We start from the raw sequence: 18,611 nt of genomic DNA on the forward strand, positions 1-18,611 counted from the left end.
CCCCGCTCAAAGCCACCAGCGCAGCAAAAAGAAGAAGCCCATGCTCAACAGCATGCTGAGCAACGTATTGCGCGTGTAAAGCACCAGAGCGACCGCCACCAGCGAGCTGATCAGATAGGGATTGTCCCAGTGCAGATTCAGCTGTTTTTCCGGCATGAACACAATCGGCCCGCAGATGGCGGTCAACATGCCCGGTACGGCAAACCCGAGGAACTGCCGGGCATTGCTGCTCAAGCGTAGCGGCAGTCGCGGCTCCAGAAAAACATAGCGGTTGAGGAACACCAACAGGCCCATTCCGATAATCACTGCCCAGACCATCATGTGCGGCCACCGTAGAATTTATTGCAGACAAACCCGGCGGTCATGCCCGCCAGCCCCGACAGCACCAGCGCCGAGCCCCATTGCCAATAGCTGAACAGCACCGAGCAGAACAGCGACACCGCCACGCACACCACGGTCGGCACGTTGCGTACCACTGGGGTGATCAGGGCGATGAAGGTCGCCGCGATGGAGAAATCCAGGCCCAAGTGTTCAAGGCCGGGAATGCTGCTGCCAAGCACAATGCCCGCCAGGGTGAACAGGTTCCAGGCGATGTAGAACGTCAGGCCCACGCCCAGGGCGTACCAGCGGTTGAACTGCTGTTTGTCGTGCTGGCTGGTCAGGGCGAACAACTCATCGGTGAGCAAGAACCCCAGCCCTGCACGCCAGCGCCCCGGCAATGGCGAAATCACCGAGCGCATGCTCATCCCGTAGAGCAAATGCTGGGAGGTCAGCAGCAGTGTGGTCAGCAAGATCGAAAAAATCCCGGCACCACCCTTGAGCATGCCGATGGCCACCAGTTGCGCCGCACCGGCAAACACAATGCTCGACAGGCCCTGGCCTTGCAGGGGCGTGAGGTTGGCTTCGATGGCCATGGAACCGGCCAGCAAGCCCCAGGGCGCGGTGGCCAGGGACAACGGCATGATCGCCGCTGCGCCGCGCAAAAAGGCACTGCGCGGCATGGTTGAGTTGGACATAACGTTCTACAGACAGGGAAAGACCCCAGACTTTGCCAGCAGTCGCGGCCGAAGGCTTGAACAATCTTGCTCACTCATACGACAGCGTGCCATTCATCGGCTGCCCGCTTGATTCGCCAAAGTGCTAGCAACATGATTGCGCTGCATTTTCATCGAGGCAGGCCCTTCATGAGTTCAGTCGAAACAGACAGCGACGTTTATAAAACCCTGCTTGAGTCAACCCGGGCGATTCCCTGGCGCATCGACTGGAAAACCATGACGTTCAGCTACATCGGGCCACAGATCGAAGAGCTGTTGGGCTGGAAACAGGACAGTTGGGCGTCGGTCAACGACTGGGTCGAGCGCATGCACCCGGATGATCGCGACTACGTGATGGACTTCTGCGTCTCGCAATCGCGCGCCGGTATCGATCACGAGGCCGACTATCGCGCACTCACCGAAAGCGGCGAGTACGTGTGGATCCGCGATGTGGTGCATGTGGTGCGCAAGAACGGTGAAATCGAGGCGCTGGTGGGTTTCATGTTCGATATCAGCGAGCGCAAGAAAACCGAAGAGCACTTGATCCGCCTGCAAAAGCAGCTTGAAGAGTATTCCTTCCAGGACGGCCTGACCGGCATCGCCAACCGGCGCATGTTCGACACCGTGCTGGAGCGCGAGTGGAACCACGCCCAGCGCACCGGTTTGCCATTGTCAGTGCTGGTGCTGGATATCGATTACTTCAAGCAATACAACGACCATTACGGCCACATCAAGGGCGACGAATGCCTGCGCCGCGTCGCGCAGACCTTGTCCCTGGCGGCCAACCGGCCACGGGATTTCATTGCGCGGATCGGCGGTGAAGAGTTTGTCTGGCTGCTGCCGGAAACCGATGCCGAGTCCGCGCGGATGGTGGCGCACAAATGCCTGCACCTGATTCGCCAGCAGCAGATCCCCCATGAATTCTCCAGGGTGTCGAACCTGCTGAGCGTCAGCCTCGGTGTCGGTACCACCGCCGTTTCACCGCATGCCACGGCGCTGGAGTTCGTCGAACAGGTCGATCACCTGCTCTACAAGGCCAAGCACAATGGCCGGATGCGCGCCGAGTTCGCTGATTTTCGTGATTGACAAACGGCGCGCCGGCTTTTAAAACTGGGCGCCTCACTCAGGGTGTAAGCAAGTATGTCCGCAACCTTCAATCTCGACTTTTCCGTCATTGGCTTGATTGCCAAGGCGCAAGGTTGCGTTGCGCACGCCCTCAAATCGAAGAAACAGTCGCTCATGTGACCGGGGCGCGCTGTCCCGTCAGATGAGCTGACAGGACATTGAGCGCGACGGACCACCCTCCCCTTGCTTACTCTCCTTCCACGCTCCTGACGGTGACGAAATCGGTCAACCATCAGGAGAAAGTGCATGTCAGCGTTTCAAGGTATCTGGGTTCCACTGGTCACACCCTTCCACAACGGCGCCATCGATTTCGTCGGCCTGCGCCGGCTGGTCAGCCATCTGCTGGAAAAAGGTGTCGACGGTCTCATCGTTTGCGGAACCACCGGCGAACCGGCGGCGATGGGCAAGCATGAGCAACTGGCGGTGCTGGATGCGGTGCTGGAGCTGGTGCCGGCGCAACGGGTGGTCATGGGCCTGGCCGGTAACAACCTGACCGAGTTGTTGCAGTTCCAGAGCGAGATCCTCAAGCGCCCGGTGGCTGGCCTGCTGGTGCCGGCGCCGTATTACATCCGCCCGTCCCAGGCCGGCCTCGAAGCGTTTTTCCGCACGGTCGCCGACGCCTCCAGCGTTCCGCTGATTCTCTACGACATCCCTTACCGTACCGGCGTGGCCTTCGAACAGGCGACCCTGCTCAACATCGTCGCCCACGAGCGGATCGTCGCCATCAAGGATTGCGGTGGTAACTTTTCGAACACCCTCGCCTTGCTCAATAGCGGCCAGGTCGACGTGCTGTGTGGCGAAGACAACCAGATCTTCAATGCCCTGTGCCTTGGCGCCAAAGGCGCGATTGCCGCGTCGGCGCATGTCCATCCCGAACTGTTCGTGCAGTTGCACCGGCAGATCCGCGACAACCAATTGGCTGAAGGCCGCGCCACGTTTTTCCGTGTGCTGCCGCTGATCAACAGCCTGTTCCTGGAGCCCAACCCGGCTCCGGTGAAAACCGCGCTGGCCCTGGAAGGTCTGATCGGTGACGAACTGCGCGCACCGATGCAGCGCAGCAGTGAATCGATGACCGAGCGTTTGAAAGGCGTGCTCGGCGCATTGGGCCGCGACAATCGATAGAGCGTCCGCCGCCGGCCCGAGTACCATGGAGCGATTCGTTCAGCCTTCAGGGGCACCGACATGCTGTACCGAATCGCCGCCGATGGGCTCATGCTGTTTCACTTGCTGTTCATTGTGTTCGTGTTGTTCGGCGGGTTGCTGGTACTCAAATGGCGCCACCTGATCTGGTGGCATCCGCCGGCCGCCGTCTGGGGTGTGGCAGTGGAGTTGTTCCACCTGCCCTGCCCGCTGACCGACTGGGAGAACCGCATGCGCCATGGAGCCGGGCAAACCGGCTATGGCGGTGGATTCATCGAGCATTACGTTTGGCCGGTGATTTACCCGGCGGGCCTGACACCGACCATTCAACTGGGATTGGGCAGCGTGGTGTTGGTGATCAATCTGGTGGTCTATCTTCGATTGATCAAGCGATGGGCCGCCTGAATCTTCAGCCACCCTGACGGTCATGCCCTGGGATGGTGGTTGATCCAGGGTACGGACCGGTTTGACTGACACCTGACCCTCAATTGGCAATCACGCTCATGTTCCGCCCACCGGCCTTGGCCACGTACAGCGCCTTGTCTGCCGCACCGATCAGGTCCTCGGGGCGGACCTGGCTAGCGGTATTGCAGGCACACACGCCGACGCTGACGGTCACGGTGCCTTCCGGGCTGTCACTGTGGGCAATGTCGGCCTGTAGCACCGCGCGGCGGATTTTCTCCGCCACCAGAAATGCCCCCACGTAGTCGGTGCCGGGCAGCACCACGGCGAACTCTTCACCGCCATAACGGGCGGCCAGGCCACCGGGGCGCTTGATATTGTCCGTGATGATCGCACTGACCTTGCGCAAACACTCATCACCGGCCAGGTGGCCGTAGCGGTCGTTGAACGGCTTGAAATGATCGACATCGATCATCAGCAGTGCCAACTCGGTCTGGCTGCGCCGGGCACGTCCCATTTCGGCATCGATGAAAGCGTCGAGCTGACGCCGGTTGGCCAGCCCCGTCAGCGCGTCCTTGAGGGCCAGGCCTTCGAGGTTGCGATTGACCTCCAGGAGCTTGTCCTGGGTGTCCAGCAACTCGACCTGCACCAGGTTCTGCTGCTTCATCAGATTGATTAGCCGAACCCCCAGTACCCCGAGAAAACCCAGCAACAGCGTGACGATGCCAGCGCTGAGCGCCGTCTCCTTGCGCCAGCTGCCGAGCACTTCATCCTTGTTCAACGCGGTAAAAACGATCAGCGGATAACCCTCGACCCGGCGATACCCTATCACCCGCTCGACACCGTCGATGATCGACCTGATCGTGGCCGTACCCGCGTCGCCCTTGGGCAACAACTGGGTGAACAACGGGCTCTTGGCGAGGCTGGTGCCGATGTCCGCCTCCTTGAAGGGTCTGCGAATGACAACGGTGGCATTGTCGGCGATCAGGTTGATCACGCCGTTACTGCCCATGTCGATGCTGTCGTAGAGCTGCAGGAAATGACTGAGGTAGATCGACGCCAGCGCCACCCCGGCAAAGCTGCCGTCGGGATGATTGACCCGGCGCGAAACCGTCATGATCCATTCACCGCTTGAACGGCTCTTGATCGACGGCCCGATGTGCGGCCCACGGCTGGGGTTATCGCGATGGAAGATGAAGTATTCGCGGTCGGAATTGTTGACGCCGGTCTGGCCGGCGCCATTGGAGTTGGCGACCCACTGCCCTTTTTCGTCGAAAACAAATACACCATGGAGCTGGCTCAACTCACTGCGCTGGGCGTTGAGCAATAGCGGCAACCGGGATTGATCCACGCCGTCGTGTTCCAGACGATCGACCAGGGTGAACAGCAGCGTGTCGGCCTGCTTGATCGTGGCCTGCGCTTGCGATGCCAGGGTCTGCGCAAGGTTGGACATCGCCACTTCCTTGTCATGCAGATAGTACTGGCGCGAGCTCCAGGCTTCCCAGATCACGATCGCCGTCATCGACAGGCACACCGCGATCAGCAGGATCACCGCCGAGCGAACCTTGAGCCGGGTCACGGCTGGCCGGAGCATTTCAATATGATCGTTGATCGACGGATGTCCCATGGTGCTCCCTGAGTGTCTATGACCGGACGAGTCTTCCTGATCGCCGCTGTTGCTCACTATGCCTGATCCAGGCCCGCGATGATGTTAGCGCGACGCCTGCTTTACCGCCTCCAGCCACGCCGGATCCAGTCGCGTCTGTTCGGTATCGATCCCCAGCGCTTGCATTCGTTCCTTGTGCTGATCCATTTCGCGGATCAACTGGCCGTGGTCGCTGGAGTTGCCATCGAGCTGATGCATCTGGTTCAACCCCAAATGGTAGAAACGCAACAGCTTCATGGCAACCGGATCACCCTTTTCCACGGCCACCGTTACATGATGCATGACATTGGTAATACCCATCAGGCTGCGCTTGAGTTGCCAACTATAGACCGCTGACGCCATCCATTCCTGGCGCCAGAACACCTTGCGCATCAGCGCCGCCATCGCCAGCACCGCAACAAACACGCCACCGATGTTGAAGCGCAGATTGTCGCCCCCCGGCGTGCCGAACAGAGCCACCGCCGCCGTGGACAGCACCATCGCCAGCGCCAGAAAGATCAGGGCAATGATGACCGTGCTGCGCCGTGTCTGTTGTCGGTAGGTGTCGGCGTTCATCGGCTGGATTTCGAACATTGCGTCGGGTTTCCTGAGCTTCAATGGTAAAAAGGGGTCTGAGGCAAAAAGACAGCGGGCCATTATCGCCTCTGCGTGGGATTTAGCTATGCTGGGGCTCCTTTTCATCTTTTCATCGTCAAGCGGGGGACATGGCGAGACTGCGTAGTTCGTGCCATCTTCTTTCATGAATACACATTATTCGGATGCCATTCGTGGTTGCTGTGTGAATGACATCGTTTTAAGGATCATTGAATGACCCAACGCCAAGTAATCAACGCCTCCGTCAGTCCCAAAGGCAGCCTGGAAACGCTCTCGCAACGGGAAGTCCAGCAACTGAGCGAAGCCGGTTCCGGCAGCACCTACACCCTCTTCCGCCAGTGCGCCCTGGCCATCCTCAACACCGGCGCCCATGTCGACAACGCCAAGACCATCCTTGAAGCCTATAAGGATTTTGAAATCCGCATTCACCAGCAGGACCGCGGCGTACGCCTGGAACTGCTGAACGCCCCGGCCGACGCCTTCGTCGACGGTGAAATGATCGCCAGCACCCGGGAAATGCTGTTCAGCGCCCTGCGTGACATCGTCTACACCGAAAACGAACTCGACAGCCAACGCATCGATTTGAGCAGCTCCCAGGGCATCAGCGACTACGTTTTCCACCTGCTGCGCAACGCCCGCACCCTGCGTCCCGGCGTCGAGCCGAAGATCGTGGTGTGCTGGGGCGGGCACTCGATCAACACCGAAGAATACAAATACACCAAGAAAGTCGGCCACGAACTGGGCCTGCGCAGCCTGGACATCTGCACCGGTTGCGGCCCCGGCGTGATGAAAGGCCCGATGAAAGGCGCGACCATCGCCCACGCCAAGCAACGCATCCACGGCGGCCGCTACCTGGGCCTGACCGAACCCGGGATCATCGCCGCCGAAGCGCCGAACCCGATCGTCAACGAACTGGTGATCCTGCCGGACATCGAAAAACGCCTGGAAGCCTTCGTCCGCGTCGGCCACGGCATCATCATCTTCCCGGGCGGCGCCGGTACGGCCGAAGAGTTCCTGTACCTGCTGGGCATCCTGATGCACCCGGGCAATGAAGGCCTGCCCTTCCCGGTCGTCCTCACCGGGCCGAAACATGCTGCGCCGTACCTTGAACAACTGGATGCGTTCGTCGGTGCGACCCTGGGCGAAACCGCCAAGCAGCACTACCAGATCATCATCGATGACCCGGCCGAAGTGGCGCGGCAGATGACCCAGGGCCTCAAAGCGGTCAAGCAGTTCCGCCGCGAGCGCAACGACGCGTTCCACTTCAACTGGCTGCTGAAAATCGACGAAGGCTTCCAGCGCCCGTTCGACCCGACCCACGAAAACATGGCCAACCTGAAACTGAGCCTCGACCTGCCGTCCCACGAACTGGCGGCCAACCTGCGTCGCGCGTTCTCCGGCATCGTCGCCGGCAACGTCAAGGACAAGGGCATCCGCCTGATCGAAGAACACGGGCCGTACCAGATCCGTGGCGACGCGGCGATCATGCAACCGCTGGACCTGCTGCTCAAAGCCTTCGTCGCCCAGCACCGCATGAAACTGCCGGGCGGCGCGGCGTATGTGCCGTGTTATCGGGTGGTGGCATAACCCTTTCGGTGTAATAACGCCGACATGAGCTTTATCGTCGCGAGCCGCAGTGAAAGCTGCGGTTCGCGGCACTCTATGGAAAGAAAAAAATGCGCCAACGCAATTCCGCCAGACTGCTGGTGATCAATCCCTCGCAACAGGTTCTGCTGTTTCACTTCCAACACAAAAACGATGCCCTCGCCGGCCAAAGCCACTGGGCGACACCCGGTGGGGGGCTTGAACAGGGTGAATCCTTTGAGGCGGCGGCGGTTCGTGAACTGTTTGAAGAAACCGGACTGAATGTCGCTGCTGTGGGAGCCAGCGTTGCAGAGCGGCGTTTTCCGATGATGTTGCCCAGTGGTGAAACGGTGCTGTCGGTTGAACGGTATTTTGTGATTCATACCGACAGTGAACGCCTGTCCCGTGAGGGGTGGACGGCTAACGAAGTCCAGGTAATGGCGGACCATAAATGGTGGTCCGTAGCCGAGCTGCGAGAGACCCGAGAAACGGTGTGGCCGGAGCAGTTGATCACGATGCTGGAAAACGCCTGACGGGCGTACAGACACACCCCCTGTGGCGAGGGAGCTTGCTCCCGCTGGGCTGCGAAGCGGCCCCGAATTCAGACAATGCGGTTTGTCGGACAGACCCCGCTGAATGGATTTGCGACTGCTGCGCAGCCGAGCGGGAGCAAGCTCCCTCGCCACATTGGTGGTGAGAACCAAAGATTATCATTGGTTGTAAGACCGCCATCGCGAGCAAGCTCGCTCCCACAGAAGAGCAAAGACAGAGCAGCGTACACCTCCGCTCTTCACCACTCATCAGGCCGAGCGTTAGCTCGCCTGCAGCTCTTGATCTTGATCCACCCGCCCCCTCGGCAGGCTGAGCGGAGGCGTTCATCCGGGGATTGGCGCGCAGCGCCGTTCGACGCAGTCGAACTCATTGCATGTAGGTCGCGCGAAGCCGACCGGAGGGCAATGCCCCCGGATGAATGCCGGAGCGAAGGAACCCCGAGCCTTGGCGAGGGGCCGTACGTAAGGGGCGAGACCTTTTGGTTCCTTTTGGGGCGTTTGCCAAAAGGGACTCGCCGTAAGGGCGAAACCATAAGCCGCCGTTACCGCAGCAATGGATATGTACGCGGTCAACAAAAGACAGGTCGGCTGGCAGGCCGCCTTCGTCGGAACGCCGCCCGGAGCAAGCCCGCTCCCACAATTGGACCGGGTACAACTGGCAGAAATGTGTTGGCTGTCAAACCCGCTCCCGAGGTTCAAGGCTGCAATGCCTGGGGCCCGGTGGACTGTTCTTTCGGCAATCCCTCGGTGCCATCGAGGACAACTTTCTCGGCCACGAACTGCCAATCCTTGTAGCTGGCCATGCCTTTGAAGTCCGACCACTCGCTGGGAAAGTTCTCTTGTTTGAGCGGCTTCTGCTCGGACGGGCAGTACACACCACTGATCCGCCCGTCGAAATCACGCATCAGCTCCCATTCGCCACCCGTCATCGGCTCCGGGTACAACTGCCGCAGATGGTGCTTGGCCGACGGAAAACGCTCGTCCTGCACCAGGTCCGCGAGTTCTTTCGGGTACTGGGCCATACCGGGCGAACTGCGGTAATAGCTGCGCAACGCCTGGGCATATTGCGTACCGACCCAGAGCAACTGGTTTTCGCGATCGCGGCGCGCAGCGGTGGCCCACAATTCGCCGGCACTGGCCAGGCCCATGCCTATCACGACGACCAGAAACAACACACCCAGGTAGGTAAAGCCACACTGGTTCGAAGGTCTACCACTCGGAATACAGGCTGCCATCTCGCGCCCTCCCGCTGGCCCCACTCTTGATATCGGCCACCCCGCCCGCCACACCATCCGGTGGTGCGACTATGACCCAGGTGTCCTTGCGCTCGGAAATCGGGTCCAGCGGCTGGTTACGCAAATAGCGCAGTTCGACCAGCTGTTCGATGGAATCGGGATATCGCCCGGTGTCCCCGTAGTAATGGTCCAGTGCCTCGCGCATGGACGACAGGCTCTGGTGCAAGGTGGTCTCCCTGGAGGCCTCCAGGCTGCTGAAGTAGCGTGGCAAGGCGATCGTCATCAGGGTCGCGATGATTGCCATGACCACCATCAGTTCAATCAGGGTAAAACCCTTTTGCCGACGCATATGCTCACCACTCTCGGTAGGTGATGCCATTGAGACCCTTGCCGCGGGCCTTGGAGTAAACGTCAAAGACGTCCTGGCCCTCCCGCGGGTTCTCAGCCGAACTGTCATAGGAACGCAGGCCCCAGCCGCCCTCGTCGTCACGCTTGACGACTGCCAGCGGGTCACGGGGGATGCGCCGCAGGAAGTAGAACTTGGCGCCCTTGGGGCTGCGCGTGTCACGCACACCCTCGACCAGTACTTGCAGGTTCGGCGGGTAGCCGCTGCTGTCGAGCGACTTTTCGATGTAGCCGGCGTCAACGGCGTGTTTGTAGGCGTCGATGGCATCGCGGATCTGGTACAACGCGGTCCGCAGATCCTGCTCTTTGCCCCGGCGCACCACGGTCTCGGTCAGCGGTGCGGCCATGCCGGCCAGCAGGCCGACCAGGGCGAGCGTCACCACGACTTCGACCAGGGTAAAACCGCGATGCGAGGCGTTCATGATCAAGGCTTCCCAACGGTAACGGTGGTGGCGATCGGGGCGTTCATGGGGTTGGTCTGTACCGTGGTGCTCATCGAACGGTCCGGTGCCTGGATGTGCATGCTGGTTTCGGTACCGGTCGGGAATTCCATGTCCGACGGGCTCTGGTACGGCAGGTTGCGCACGATCCGCGGGGTGATCGACAGCACCAGTTCGGATTTGATGACGTCGTCCCTGTTGCTGCCGAACAGGCGACCCAGGCCGGGAATGTCGCCAAGGCCGGGAATCTTGTTGCCGGTGGCGCCGTGGTCGTTGCGCACGAGCCCTGCGAGGATCTGGGTTTCGCCGTCATGCAGACGCAAGGTGGTCTGGGCGTTGCGGGTATCGACCTGGACCGGAATGGTGCCCTGAGCGGTCGGCGTCAGCGGCGTGGCGTTACTGACTTCCAGCGCGATCTTGATCGCCACTTCGTTGTTCAGGTGCACGATGGGCTGCACTTCGAGCTTCAGACCGACATCGAGGTAGGTCACGCTTTCGGTGATCACCGGGCCCTGGGTCGAAGGCACCGAGGTGGCGCTGATGATCGGCACGCGCTGACCGATGTGGATGCGCGCCTGTTCGCGGTTGCTGACCCGAATCACGGGGCTGGCCAGGGTATTGATGTCCTTGTCCTGGGCATTGATCTTGGCCTGGGGCGATGGCGAGATGGTAATCCGGCTGGAGTCGATGCCTTTGAGTTGATCAAGAAGGGTCACCGCCGAGCCGTCGCTGTTGACCACGCCGAAGGTGTTGGGCCATTGCAGGCCAAGGTCGAGAATGCGTTGACGGGCGACTTCCATCACTTCCACTTCCAGCACCACTTCCGGGTTGGACTGATCCTGCGATTGCAGGAGTTTTTCCGCCATGCGCACCGCGTCACCGGTATCGCGCATGGTCAGGGTGTTGAGGCGCTCATCGACAAACACGTCGCGGGTCTTGAGCATGGTCTTGATCATGTTCAGCGCCGTGTTGGCATCGATGCTGGTCAGGTAGAAGGTGCGCATCACCAGCTCTTGGTAATCCTTGATCTTCTGCGGCGAGTCCGGGTAGATCAGCACGGTGTTTTCATTCACCACTTTCTGATGCAGCTGGTTCTGTTGCAGCAGCAGCTCCACGGCGTCTTCGATACGCACGTCACGTACGAAGATCGTGGCTTTCATGTCCGGGCGCAGGTCCTTGTCGAAGATGAAGTTCAGGCCGGCGACCTGGGACAGCACTTCGAAAATGGTCTTGAGGTTGGCATCGCGAAATTCCAGGGTCACCGGCCGGTCCAGGCGCGTGCGCAGTTGCGGGTACTGCACCACGTTGCGGCTCTGCACCAGGCGGATGCTGCCTTGCAGTTCCAGGGCGCCTTCGTTCTTCGGGTCCAGTTCGAGAATCTGTCTGACCTGGCGGTCGGCACCGTAGATGTCACCGCGACGCAGGTCGCCACGGGCCAGTTCGAGTTTCTCGTCCATGCTGCGCAGGTAGTCGAGCTGGCGCAGGGAATCCTGGGCACGACGGTTGTTCGGTTCGATGTTCAAGACCCGGCTGTAAGTCATGCGGGCCCCGGCGAAATTACGCTGGGTGCGGTCCATGTCGGCCTGGGCCAGCAGCGCCTTCACGGCGAGGGCCCGTCCGTTGTTGAGAGCCATGTGCAGTTCGGTATCGCGAGGATTTTCACGCAACCCCTCTTCGATGCGCGCCAGACCGGCTTCGTACTGGCCCGACTCGATCAGGGCCGAAGCTTCATCCCTGGCAACCTGCGCCGAACTGCACGCGGCCAGCCCTGCGCAAAGACACAGACTCATCAGCAAACGGGATTTGTTCATTCCGTACTCCCCACAGACAAGGTCTGCGCCAAATGCAGAGGCAGGTAGACCAGGCGCAGTTCCTTATCGGAAATCCGCTCGATCCGCCAGGTTTCGTCGATGACATCCCCTTTGCGTACGACGTATATTTTTTCGCCGCTCTGCAAGAACACCTGCAGATCGGAACGGTCATGCAGCCTGCCGACAAACTGGAAGGGCAACGGTGGTGCAGTGGGGACTTGCACCACCGGGGTAACGACTACCGGTTGTTCAGTGACGGTGCCGAGGGCCGGCGCCGCTTTCCAGCTGCGGGCGGCGAACAGGTCGCCTGCCGGGCTCAGGTCCTTGATCGGCGCTAGCGCAGCGGCGCTCGATGCAGCCGTCGATGTGCCAGGGGTCTTGCCCTTGGCTGGCGTAGCCACGGTGGCCACCGCAAGGTCGCTGTCGTCGGCCTGTTTGAAGTATTCGGGGAGCCAGGCGAGCGCTGCCGCTACACCGAAGAACGCCACCCAACCCACCACGCGTTTGGTATTCATCATGACCTCGACAGGTAAAGGGTCATGCGGATCCGCCCGGTCAGGTCGGTATCGGCGATATTCTTGCGCTGAAGCTCCACATCCTCGAGCACCACCGCCGGCAACTGGCCGAGCAAGGCGTGCAGGAAACGCCGCAGTTGCGGATAGCTGCCTCGTACCGGCAGCAGAATCTGATAACGGGCCAGGTGCGTCTTGGGGTCCACGCCCAGGGAGTACTCACCCCGGGACAAGGTGATGCGTTCCTGGGCGGCCAGGGCGTAGATCTTGTCGATGGCCACGGTGGCCTGGGGCTGGGACGGCAACTTGCTGCGGAAATCGTCGAGCTGGCGCTGCGGCACCACCGGTGCGGCCACGCTGCCGTCTTCGACCTTGGCCAGGTACTCGGTGGCTTCGCGAGTCTGCTGGCTGAGGCTTTGCAGCGACTCCCAGTCCGGCAGCAACCCGAGCAGGCCATAGCTCAGCGCCAGCACCAGCATGGCCATCCCTGCCAGCCCCGGGACGCCCAGGCCTTGCAGGTATTCGTGGACGATCAATTTATGGATTTGCATCGCCGATCTCCCAGGTAGCCGACAGGTTGAACTGCACCGGGTGTTCCGGCACGTTGGCGACAATTTCGTGGCTCAGCAGCGACACGTCGGACAGCTCGTCGCTGGCTTCGAGGCGGCGGTGGAAATCGAGCATGGCTTCCAGGTCCAGCGCCTCGGCGCTGATCCGCACCTGGCCTTTGCGGGCGTCCGGGGTCAGGGTCAGCAGGGCAATGTTGTCCCGCGGCATGGCTTCGAGGGTGGCGAACAAGCGCTCCCAGGGGCGGCGCAACTGCTGGGAGACCTTGCGCATTTCCGCCAGGTTCTGCGCCTGCTCGCGGATTTGCGCCGGGGTCAGGCTGAGCTTGCTGCCGGTATCGCCGGTGAGCACCCGCTGTGTGGTTTGCAGGTGGCCTTGCTGTTGTTCGGCCTCGTTGCTCAAATGCTGTTGCACCAGCAGGCAAGTCAGCGTCAGCACCACGCCCCCGGCCAACAGGCTCCAGCCCAGAGGACCTGCACGGCGGCGCGGCTGAAAGTCGAGCATCAGGGGGCGCATGTCAGGCCACCGCCCGAGACATGAGGTACAGGCAATCGCGTACGGCTGTCCGGTCTTCTTCGAGGGTGCGCAGATGCACACCGGGCACGTCGGGAGGCGAATCGATGCGCGCCGGTGCATGCAGGTAGACATTCAACGGCCGTTCGCTGGCGGATGCCTGCAACTGGTTTTCACGACCGATCAGCGCGGTCAGCGCGGCATCGCTGTCGCTGCTGCCCACCGAACGCACCGAGGTCCAGCGCCCTTCCCGGGCCAGCAGCAACACGCTGCGCACCGGTTCGGCGACGACGAACAGGAAGTCCCCGGCCTCAAAGCTTTTATCGAAATGGTTGAACGCCGCCATCAGGTACGGCTGCACCGAACGCAGGCGCAAACCGCGAGCGCTGACCAGGGCGCGCAGGCGTTCGAGCAAGTCCTGAGGCAGCGCGGTAGCGATGCGGTCGTAACCGGCGGGCTCGGCCGAGAGCACCAGGCTCCAGGGCTGCGTCGGGGCGCCATAGAGGTCTTCGAAACACAGGTGGGCGAAGCCGAGCAATTCGGCCGGGCTGCTGATCTGCTCACTCCAGGGCACCAGGCAAAAGCGGCTGAAGTGCCCGGAGATCACCACGGTCAGTTCCGCCCTGGCGACGCTGTGTTCGGCCAGCAGACGGTCGAGGGTATCGAGGGCTACCGTCCAGGCCTGGAAGCCTTCGTCGATGTAGCCGACGCTGCCCAGCCAACGGGTTGCGGCGCCTTGCCGTTGCCCCAGGCCAACACCGCTGGCGCCGAGTACGGCAACAAATTGCTCACGAGATAAAAGTGACACGGTTGATCTCCTCGAGCGTCGTCCGGCCCTGTTCCACCATCTCCAGCGCCGACTCGCGCAACAGGCGCAAGCCACGTTTGCAGGCGTGCGCCTTGATTTTCGAAATGGGCTGGCGCTCGACGATCATCTGCCGCAATTCGTCGTCCAGGTGCAGCAACTCGGCAATCGCGCTACGCCCGCGATAACCGGTGCCCCGGCAATGCCCGCAGCCCTTGCCGTGGACGAACTGGTAGTGAGCGACCTTTTGCGGATCCAGCCCCGAGACCTCCAGTTCTTCTGCTGTCGGGCTGTAAGGGCTGCTGCAGCTGGTGCAGACCAGGCGGATCAAACGCTGGGCCAGCACCGCATTGAGTGCCGAGACCAGGCTGTAGGGATCGATTTCCATCTGGGTGAAACGGCCGATCACGTCGAACACGTTGTTGGCGTGAATGGTGGTGAACACCAGGTGACCGGTGAGCGCCGATTGCACGGCGATCTGTGCGGTGTCCGGGTCGCGGATTTCCCCGACCATGATCTTGTCCGGGTCATGGCGCAGGATCGAGCGCAGGCCCCGGGCGAAGGTCAGGCCTTTCTTCTCGTTGACGGGGATCTGCAGCACGCCCGGCAGTTGATACTCCACCGGGTCTTCAATGGTGATGATCTTGTCCACGCCGTGGTTGATCTCGGTGATCATCGCGTACAGGGTGGTGGTCTTGCCGCTACCGGTCGGCCCGGTCACCAGCACCATGCCGTAGGGTTCGGCGGCCAGCCGGCGCAGCTGGCGCAGGGTTTCTTCTTCAAAGCCCAGGGCCTGCAGTTGCACGCCACAGACCTTGTCCGCCAGGTCCTGTTTGTCGAGTACCCGCAGCACCGCGTCTTCGCCGAAAATGCTCGGCATGATCGACACCCGGAAGTCGATCTGCCGGCCGCTTATGCCGATCTTGAAGCGTCCATCCTGGGGCACGCGTTTTTCACCTATGTCCAGTTCGGCCATGACCTTGACCCGGGAAATCACTTGCTCGGCGAACTCGTTGCCCTGGATCTTGCTGATGTTGTTGAGCACGCCGTCGATGCGGTACTTGATCACCAGGCCGCTGCCCGTGGTGCCGAGGTGGATGTCGCTGGCGTGCATTTTCAGCGCGTCGTACAGGGTCGAGTTGACCAGTTTGACCACGACGCTGGAGTCTTCGCTGATGCTGGTCAGGGACAGGCTTTGCAGGTTATCGATCTCGGCGCCGGCGTCGCTCTGGGCGTTGAGCGACTCCACCGCATGGAAGCTTTCTTCGTGACGCGCCAGATAGGCCTTCAGGTCATCGGCATGCACCAGGTACAGCGGCGCGCCTTGCAGGCATTCATCGATCCAGGCCAGGCGTGCACTGTCGAAGGGGTCGGCGAACACACCGATGACCGCATCGTTATGACGCAGCAGGATGAATTCGCGCTTGAGGCATTGGGCCAGGGTCACCCGGTCGAACACCGGCGTGGAATTGAACAGGCTGTCGGTGTCGAGCACCGGGTAGTGCAGGGTTACACCGAGGCATTGAATGAAAGGCATGGGAGCCAGTTCGCACAGTCCCCCCAGGGCGTCCAGCATCCGCTCGCCGGAACTGGTGGCCAGGGCTCGGGCCTGGGCCAGTTGTTCACTGGTAAAACGAGTCGGTGCACATTCCGGTTGCGCCGGGTCTACGGCAAGGGATAGACGGTCCATGGCTTGCTCTCCAACGCCCGGGGCTTTGGGCCCTGTCGGCGCGGCGAGCCATTTCGGCGGGGGCCGGAACGTCTTGTCGCGCCACTACTCCCCGGTGAGCAATTGTTCGTCGTCTGGCGCCTTGGAGGCCGATGTACTTTTTCGGCGATCTGCCAGCACCCAACTACCGTCGTACAACTGCAGCGGGAAACTCTCGGTCCTGCTCTGGCGTCGTTCGACAAAGCCTTCGCAAGTGCCCACCCCCGCTTTGGGTTCGCGTTGCCTGCCCAGAAGATCAAGCACGGCACGGGCCAGTTCCGCCAATGGAAACGGTTTGAACAGGATATGGCTGACGCCCAGTTGCCGGGCCCGCTCGCAAACTTCTGCAGTGGGGTGCCCTGTGATCAGCACGAAATGACACTTCCTGTTCTGGCGGACGGCATCGAGCACCTGAAAGCCTTCCATATCGGGTAAGCGGTAATCGAACACCATCACATCGGGCACGAAATCGTCAGCTTCAACGATTCCTTGCGCACCGTCGTGGGCAATCCGGACTTCCAGTGCTTGCGCCTGCAGGTAACCCTGGAGGTTCTCCGCCAGCAACTGTTCGTCATCAACAACCAGTACTTTATTCAACAAGGTGGACTCCTTGAAACCGCAGGTCCGGGTTTTGAACCTGACGGAGTGCGCGCCCTGACAGGACTAACGCACACTTCATGCCAGGCTCGGCGCCGGTAATTTTAGGACTTCATGTCCTTGAATTTAAAAAACAATGCCTTTTCGTAGCGCAATTCCATCCCCCAAAAACGGGGAAAGCGACCGGACTGGCATTGAATTTTCCCCCCACTGTTGGGGAAACCCCCTATTGATCGTCAATCCGTTCGATTCGATTCGATTGCGCGAGCGCAATGGCACCGACGCCCTCATCCCGGTTAAGCGTAGCCCTGCGGTTTCGACAGTGGAAGCGACTGCACCGAGTGGTATCGAGTTTCATGATCAGCCTCCGGTCAAGGCGTGGCAGCAATGGGTTTATAGGGGGCAACCAGGTAGAAACGCTGGCCCGGCAGATCCACCGTGACGATATGGGCACCGCTCAGGCCCAAGCGCCGGCCCGGACCAAAGCTGATCAGCGGCGTCAACCCGGTATCGAAGTCACGCAGGCCTTCCAGGGCACTGACCAGCTTCTCGCGACTGGCATTGCGCCCGGCCTGCTTCATCCCTTCGCTGAGCAGCATCATCGAACTGAACGCGCCCACTTGCAGCACCGCGTGCTGGCCGCCGAGGCCCTGGTGTTCGCGCAGCTGGGTCAAGGCCAGGCGCCCGGCCAGGGTCCAGTCGCTGGGCACGAACGGATAGGCCAGGAACACCCGCCGGGAAAATCCGCTGGGCATCTGCGTCAGATTGCCCGCCACCTGGTTCGAGACGGCGAACAGGTAAGGCACCTGCCCCGCCGTTTGCAAGCGCTCGGCCAGACGACTGAAGCCGCTGCTGCTGCCCAGGTAGAACACCGAGCGCGACCCCAAGGGAAAATCATCCCCGGCCGGGTCGTAGGCTTGCAGGCGCACCTTTTGCCAGGCGTGTCGCTGCAAGTACTGGCTGAGCTCCTGCGCCGCCAGCCGTTGGCCGGGTTCGTCCGGGTAGGCGATCAGCGTCGGCCCCTGAAGTACCCGCAGGCTGGCCCTGGCGTAGTCGGCCAGGGCGATCAATTGCTCGCGAAGGCCCGGCAGCGGTTCGAATATCTGCGGGCTGGTGTGGGGCGTGCCCTGCAAGGACAACGGCCCGATCAGGGGAATGCCGGCCTGTTCCAGACGCACGGCGAAGCTCACGTCCAATGCCGGCGCCATCGGTGCGATCAGGGCAAACACCTGCTCTTCATCGATCAACCGGTCCAGCGCCTTTTCGGCACTGACGCGGTCGGCGCCGGGGTCGAGGATGGTCAGGCGCAACTGCCGGCCATGAATTCCGCCGGCCTCGTTGATACGCGCCACGCAGCCGTTGAGCACCGCCGCCACCGTGATGCCCTCCTCGCCCAAGGGTCCGGAACCCGGCAACAACGTGCCCAGGTGCAGACTGTCGGGGGCCAGTCCCGGAACTCGGTCTTCGGCCAGGTGCTTGAGGTACGCCGTGAGGTTACGTTGATCGATCATCGACAACACGAACCGTGGCATCGTCGGATCGAGCCGATTGTTGCCCGGGTCGCGCCCCTCCTGCACCGCCCGCGCCAGGGTGATTTCGCTGTAGGCCGGATAACTGCGGCCGTTGATGTGTTGCTGGCCATGGCTGCTGGCCAGTCGCGACCAGCGCAGGTCCGGCGGTCGCACCTCGCCTTCCGCGCGCCCGAGGCCATCTTCGCCATGACAACTGGCGCACGGCAGGCGGGTGGCCGGCAGCAGCATGCCCGCTGCGCCGACCCGGACCATGACCGGTTCGCCGTTGGCCGACACGCCTTCGTGGTACAGCCGCTTGCCGGCACTTTCGCTGAGGCTCAGCGGCAGTGCCTGGGCGGTGAGCGCGATGCTGCCGAAGAGCAGCAGGCCAAGGACGAGGGCAGTATTCAT

General features: G+C 61.5%; 20 protein-coding genes. 5 read left to right on the forward strand and 15 right to left on the reverse strand.

Going from position 1 to position 18,611, the window contains the following annotated elements; genetic code table 11:
• Positions 1–6: 6 nt before the first annotated feature.
• The gene (locus tag AC3IT6_RS17770; protein ID WP_191628003.1) at positions 7–318 is read right to left on the reverse strand and encodes an AzlD domain-containing protein; all 312 of its coding nucleotides are present in this window, start codon (positions 316–318) and stop codon (positions 7–9) included.
• Entirely contained in the window at positions 318–1,016 is a 699-nt protein-coding gene (locus AC3IT6_RS17775) for an AzlC family ABC transporter permease (RefSeq protein ID WP_223444469.1), read from the reverse strand. Before AC3IT6_RS17775 ends, AC3IT6_RS17770 begins: the two co-directional genes overlap by 1 nt.
• A gap of 168 nt (positions 1,017–1,184) precedes the next feature.
• Here AC3IT6_RS17775 and AC3IT6_RS17780 point away from each other — a divergent pair, with 168 nt between their 5' ends.
• The 3 genes from AC3IT6_RS17780 (at position 1,185) to AC3IT6_RS17790 (ending at position 3,704) form a co-directional block, all read left to right on the forward strand.
• A complete protein-coding gene (locus AC3IT6_RS17780; RefSeq protein ID WP_223444468.1) occupies positions 1,185–2,120 on the forward strand; it encodes a sensor domain-containing diguanylate cyclase in 936 nt (311 codons plus the stop codon).
• Positions 2,121–2,405: 285 nt separating this feature from the next.
• Complete coding sequence (gene dapA, locus AC3IT6_RS17785; RefSeq protein ID WP_489351576.1) at positions 2,406–3,281, forward strand: 4-hydroxy-tetrahydrodipicolinate synthase; 876 nt, start codon at positions 2,406–2,408, stop codon at positions 3,279–3,281.
• Positions 3,282–3,341: 60 nt separating this feature from the next.
• Positions 3,342–3,704, forward strand: coding sequence for a DUF2784 domain-containing protein (locus tag AC3IT6_RS17790; protein WP_489351578.1), 363 nt, complete (start codon positions 3,342–3,344; stop codon positions 3,702–3,704).
• A 79-nt stretch (positions 3,705–3,783) separates the two neighbouring features.
• Here AC3IT6_RS17790 and AC3IT6_RS17795 read toward each other — a convergent pair whose 3' ends face one another.
• Positions 3,784–5,328, reverse strand: coding sequence for a sensor domain-containing diguanylate cyclase (locus AC3IT6_RS17795; RefSeq protein WP_489351580.1), 1,545 nt, complete (start codon positions 5,326–5,328; stop codon positions 3,784–3,786).
• 84 nt (positions 5,329–5,412) lie between these two features.
• Positions 5,413–5,940 (reverse strand): DUF3087 family protein, encoded by a 528-nt coding sequence (locus AC3IT6_RS17800; protein ID WP_489351582.1) that lies wholly within the window; start codon positions 5,938–5,940, stop codon positions 5,413–5,415.
• A 234-nt stretch (positions 5,941–6,174) separates the two neighbouring features.
• Here AC3IT6_RS17800 and ppnN point away from each other — a divergent pair, with 234 nt between their 5' ends.
• Both ppnN and AC3IT6_RS17810 read left to right on the forward strand, forming a co-directional pair.
• A complete protein-coding gene (gene ppnN, locus AC3IT6_RS17805; protein ID WP_489351584.1) occupies positions 6,175–7,548 on the forward strand; it encodes a nucleotide 5'-monophosphate nucleosidase PpnN in 1,374 nt (457 codons plus the stop codon).
• Positions 7,549–7,637: 89 nt separating this feature from the next.
• Positions 7,638–8,078, forward strand: coding sequence for an NUDIX hydrolase (locus AC3IT6_RS17810; protein ID WP_489351586.1), 441 nt, complete (start codon positions 7,638–7,640; stop codon positions 8,076–8,078).
• A 713-nt stretch (positions 8,079–8,791) separates the two neighbouring features.
• Here the strand turns inward: AC3IT6_RS17810 and AC3IT6_RS17815 are convergent.
• The 11 genes from AC3IT6_RS17815 to AC3IT6_RS17865 form a co-directional block, all read right to left on the reverse strand.
• Positions 8,792–9,331, reverse strand: a complete 540-nt coding sequence (locus tag AC3IT6_RS17815) for a type II secretion system protein (RefSeq protein ID WP_489351588.1) — start codon at positions 9,329–9,331, stop codon at positions 8,792–8,794.
• Positions 9,306–9,680: a type II secretion system protein gene (locus tag AC3IT6_RS17820; RefSeq protein ID WP_150759549.1), complete on the reverse strand. Its 375-nt coding sequence runs from the start codon at positions 9,678–9,680 to the stop codon at positions 9,306–9,308. The genes AC3IT6_RS17815 and AC3IT6_RS17820 overlap by 26 nt, the downstream gene beginning before the upstream one ends.
• A 4-nt stretch (positions 9,681–9,684) precedes the next feature.
• Positions 9,685–10,158, reverse strand: coding sequence for a type II secretion system protein (locus AC3IT6_RS17825; protein ID WP_489351591.1), 474 nt, complete (start codon positions 10,156–10,158; stop codon positions 9,685–9,687).
• Between the two features lie 2 nt (positions 10,159–10,160).
• On the reverse strand, positions 10,161–11,987 hold the full coding sequence (locus tag AC3IT6_RS17830) for a secretin N-terminal domain-containing protein (protein ID WP_489351593.1): 1,827 nt from the start codon (positions 11,985–11,987) through the stop codon (positions 10,161–10,163).
• Positions 11,984–12,502, reverse strand: a complete 519-nt coding sequence (locus AC3IT6_RS17835; protein WP_489351595.1) for a hypothetical protein — start codon at positions 12,500–12,502, stop codon at positions 11,984–11,986. The genes AC3IT6_RS17830 and AC3IT6_RS17835 overlap by 4 nt, the downstream gene beginning before the upstream one ends.
• Complete coding sequence (locus AC3IT6_RS17840) at positions 12,502–13,050, reverse strand: GspMb/PilO family protein (protein ID WP_489351597.1); 549 nt, start codon at positions 13,048–13,050, stop codon at positions 12,502–12,504. Before AC3IT6_RS17840 ends, AC3IT6_RS17835 begins: the two co-directional genes overlap by 1 nt.
• Positions 13,037–13,582, reverse strand: coding sequence for a PilN domain-containing protein (locus tag AC3IT6_RS17845; protein ID WP_489351599.1), 546 nt, complete (start codon positions 13,580–13,582; stop codon positions 13,037–13,039). Before AC3IT6_RS17845 ends, AC3IT6_RS17840 begins: the two co-directional genes overlap by 14 nt.
• Before the next feature lies 1 nt (position 13,583).
• On the reverse strand, positions 13,584–14,387 hold the full coding sequence (locus tag AC3IT6_RS17850) for a hypothetical protein (RefSeq protein WP_489351601.1): 804 nt from the start codon (positions 14,385–14,387) through the stop codon (positions 13,584–13,586).
• On the reverse strand, positions 14,368–16,074 hold the full coding sequence (locus AC3IT6_RS17855; protein ID WP_489351603.1) for a GspE/PulE family protein: 1,707 nt from the start codon (positions 16,072–16,074) through the stop codon (positions 14,368–14,370). Before AC3IT6_RS17855 ends, AC3IT6_RS17850 begins: the two co-directional genes overlap by 20 nt.
• An 84-nt stretch (positions 16,075–16,158) precedes the next feature.
• Positions 16,159–16,692 (reverse strand): response regulator, encoded by a 534-nt coding sequence (locus AC3IT6_RS17860; protein ID WP_489351605.1) that lies wholly within the window; start codon positions 16,690–16,692, stop codon positions 16,159–16,161.
• 368 nt (positions 16,693–17,060) lie between these two features.
• Complete coding sequence (locus AC3IT6_RS17865; RefSeq protein WP_489351607.1) at positions 17,061–18,611, reverse strand: cytochrome c/ABC transporter substrate-binding protein; 1,551 nt, start codon at positions 18,609–18,611, stop codon at positions 17,061–17,063.

This window comes from Pseudomonas sp. KH_017 (assembly GCF_057840285.1).

Bases quoted from the DNA above. Each gene is read 5' to 3' on its own strand.
- AC3IT6_RS17770 (WP_191628003.1), bottom strand. From the start codon at position 318: ATGGTCTGGGCAGTGATTATCGGAATGGGCCTGTTGGTGTTCCTCAAC.
- AC3IT6_RS17775 (WP_223444469.1), bottom strand. From the start codon at position 1,016: ATGTCCAACTCAACCATGCCGCGCAGTGCCTTTTTGCGCGGCGCAGCG.
- AC3IT6_RS17780 (WP_223444468.1), top strand. From the start codon at position 1,185: ATGAGTTCAGTCGAAACAGACAGCGACGTTTATAAAACCCTGCTTGAG.
- dapA (WP_489351576.1), top strand. From the start codon at position 2,406: ATGTCAGCGTTTCAAGGTATCTGGGTTCCACTGGTCACACCCTTCCAC.
- AC3IT6_RS17790 (WP_489351578.1), top strand. From the start codon at position 3,342: ATGCTGTACCGAATCGCCGCCGATGGGCTCATGCTGTTTCACTTGCTG.
- AC3IT6_RS17795 (WP_489351580.1), bottom strand. From the start codon at position 5,328: ATGGGACATCCGTCGATCAACGATCATATTGAAATGCTCCGGCCAGCC.
- AC3IT6_RS17800 (WP_489351582.1), bottom strand. From the start codon at position 5,940: ATGTTCGAAATCCAGCCGATGAACGCCGACACCTACCGACAACAGACA.
- ppnN (WP_489351584.1), top strand. From the start codon at position 6,175: ATGACCCAACGCCAAGTAATCAACGCCTCCGTCAGTCCCAAAGGCAGC.
- AC3IT6_RS17810 (WP_489351586.1), top strand. From the start codon at position 7,638: ATGCGCCAACGCAATTCCGCCAGACTGCTGGTGATCAATCCCTCGCAA.
- AC3IT6_RS17815 (WP_489351588.1), bottom strand. From the start codon at position 9,331: ATGGCAGCCTGTATTCCGAGTGGTAGACCTTCGAACCAGTGTGGCTTT.
- AC3IT6_RS17820 (WP_150759549.1), bottom strand. From the start codon at position 9,680: ATGCGTCGGCAAAAGGGTTTTACCCTGATTGAACTGATGGTGGTCATG.
- AC3IT6_RS17825 (WP_489351591.1), bottom strand. From the start codon at position 10,158: ATGAACGCCTCGCATCGCGGTTTTACCCTGGTCGAAGTCGTGGTGACG.
- AC3IT6_RS17830 (WP_489351593.1), bottom strand. From the start codon at position 11,987: ATGAACAAATCCCGTTTGCTGATGAGTCTGTGTCTTTGCGCAGGGCTG.
- AC3IT6_RS17835 (WP_489351595.1), bottom strand. From the start codon at position 12,502: ATGAATACCAAACGCGTGGTGGGTTGGGTGGCGTTCTTCGGTGTAGCG.
- AC3IT6_RS17840 (WP_489351597.1), bottom strand. From the start codon at position 13,050: ATGCAAATCCATAAATTGATCGTCCACGAATACCTGCAAGGCCTGGGC.
- AC3IT6_RS17845 (WP_489351599.1), bottom strand. From the start codon at position 13,582: ATGCGCCCCCTGATGCTCGACTTTCAGCCGCGCCGCCGTGCAGGTCCT.
- AC3IT6_RS17855 (WP_489351603.1), bottom strand. From the start codon at position 16,074: ATGGACCGTCTATCCCTTGCCGTAGACCCGGCGCAACCGGAATGTGCA.
- AC3IT6_RS17865 (WP_489351607.1), bottom strand. From the start codon at position 18,611: ATGAATACTGCCCTCGTCCTTGGCCTGCTGCTCTTCGGCAGCATCGCG.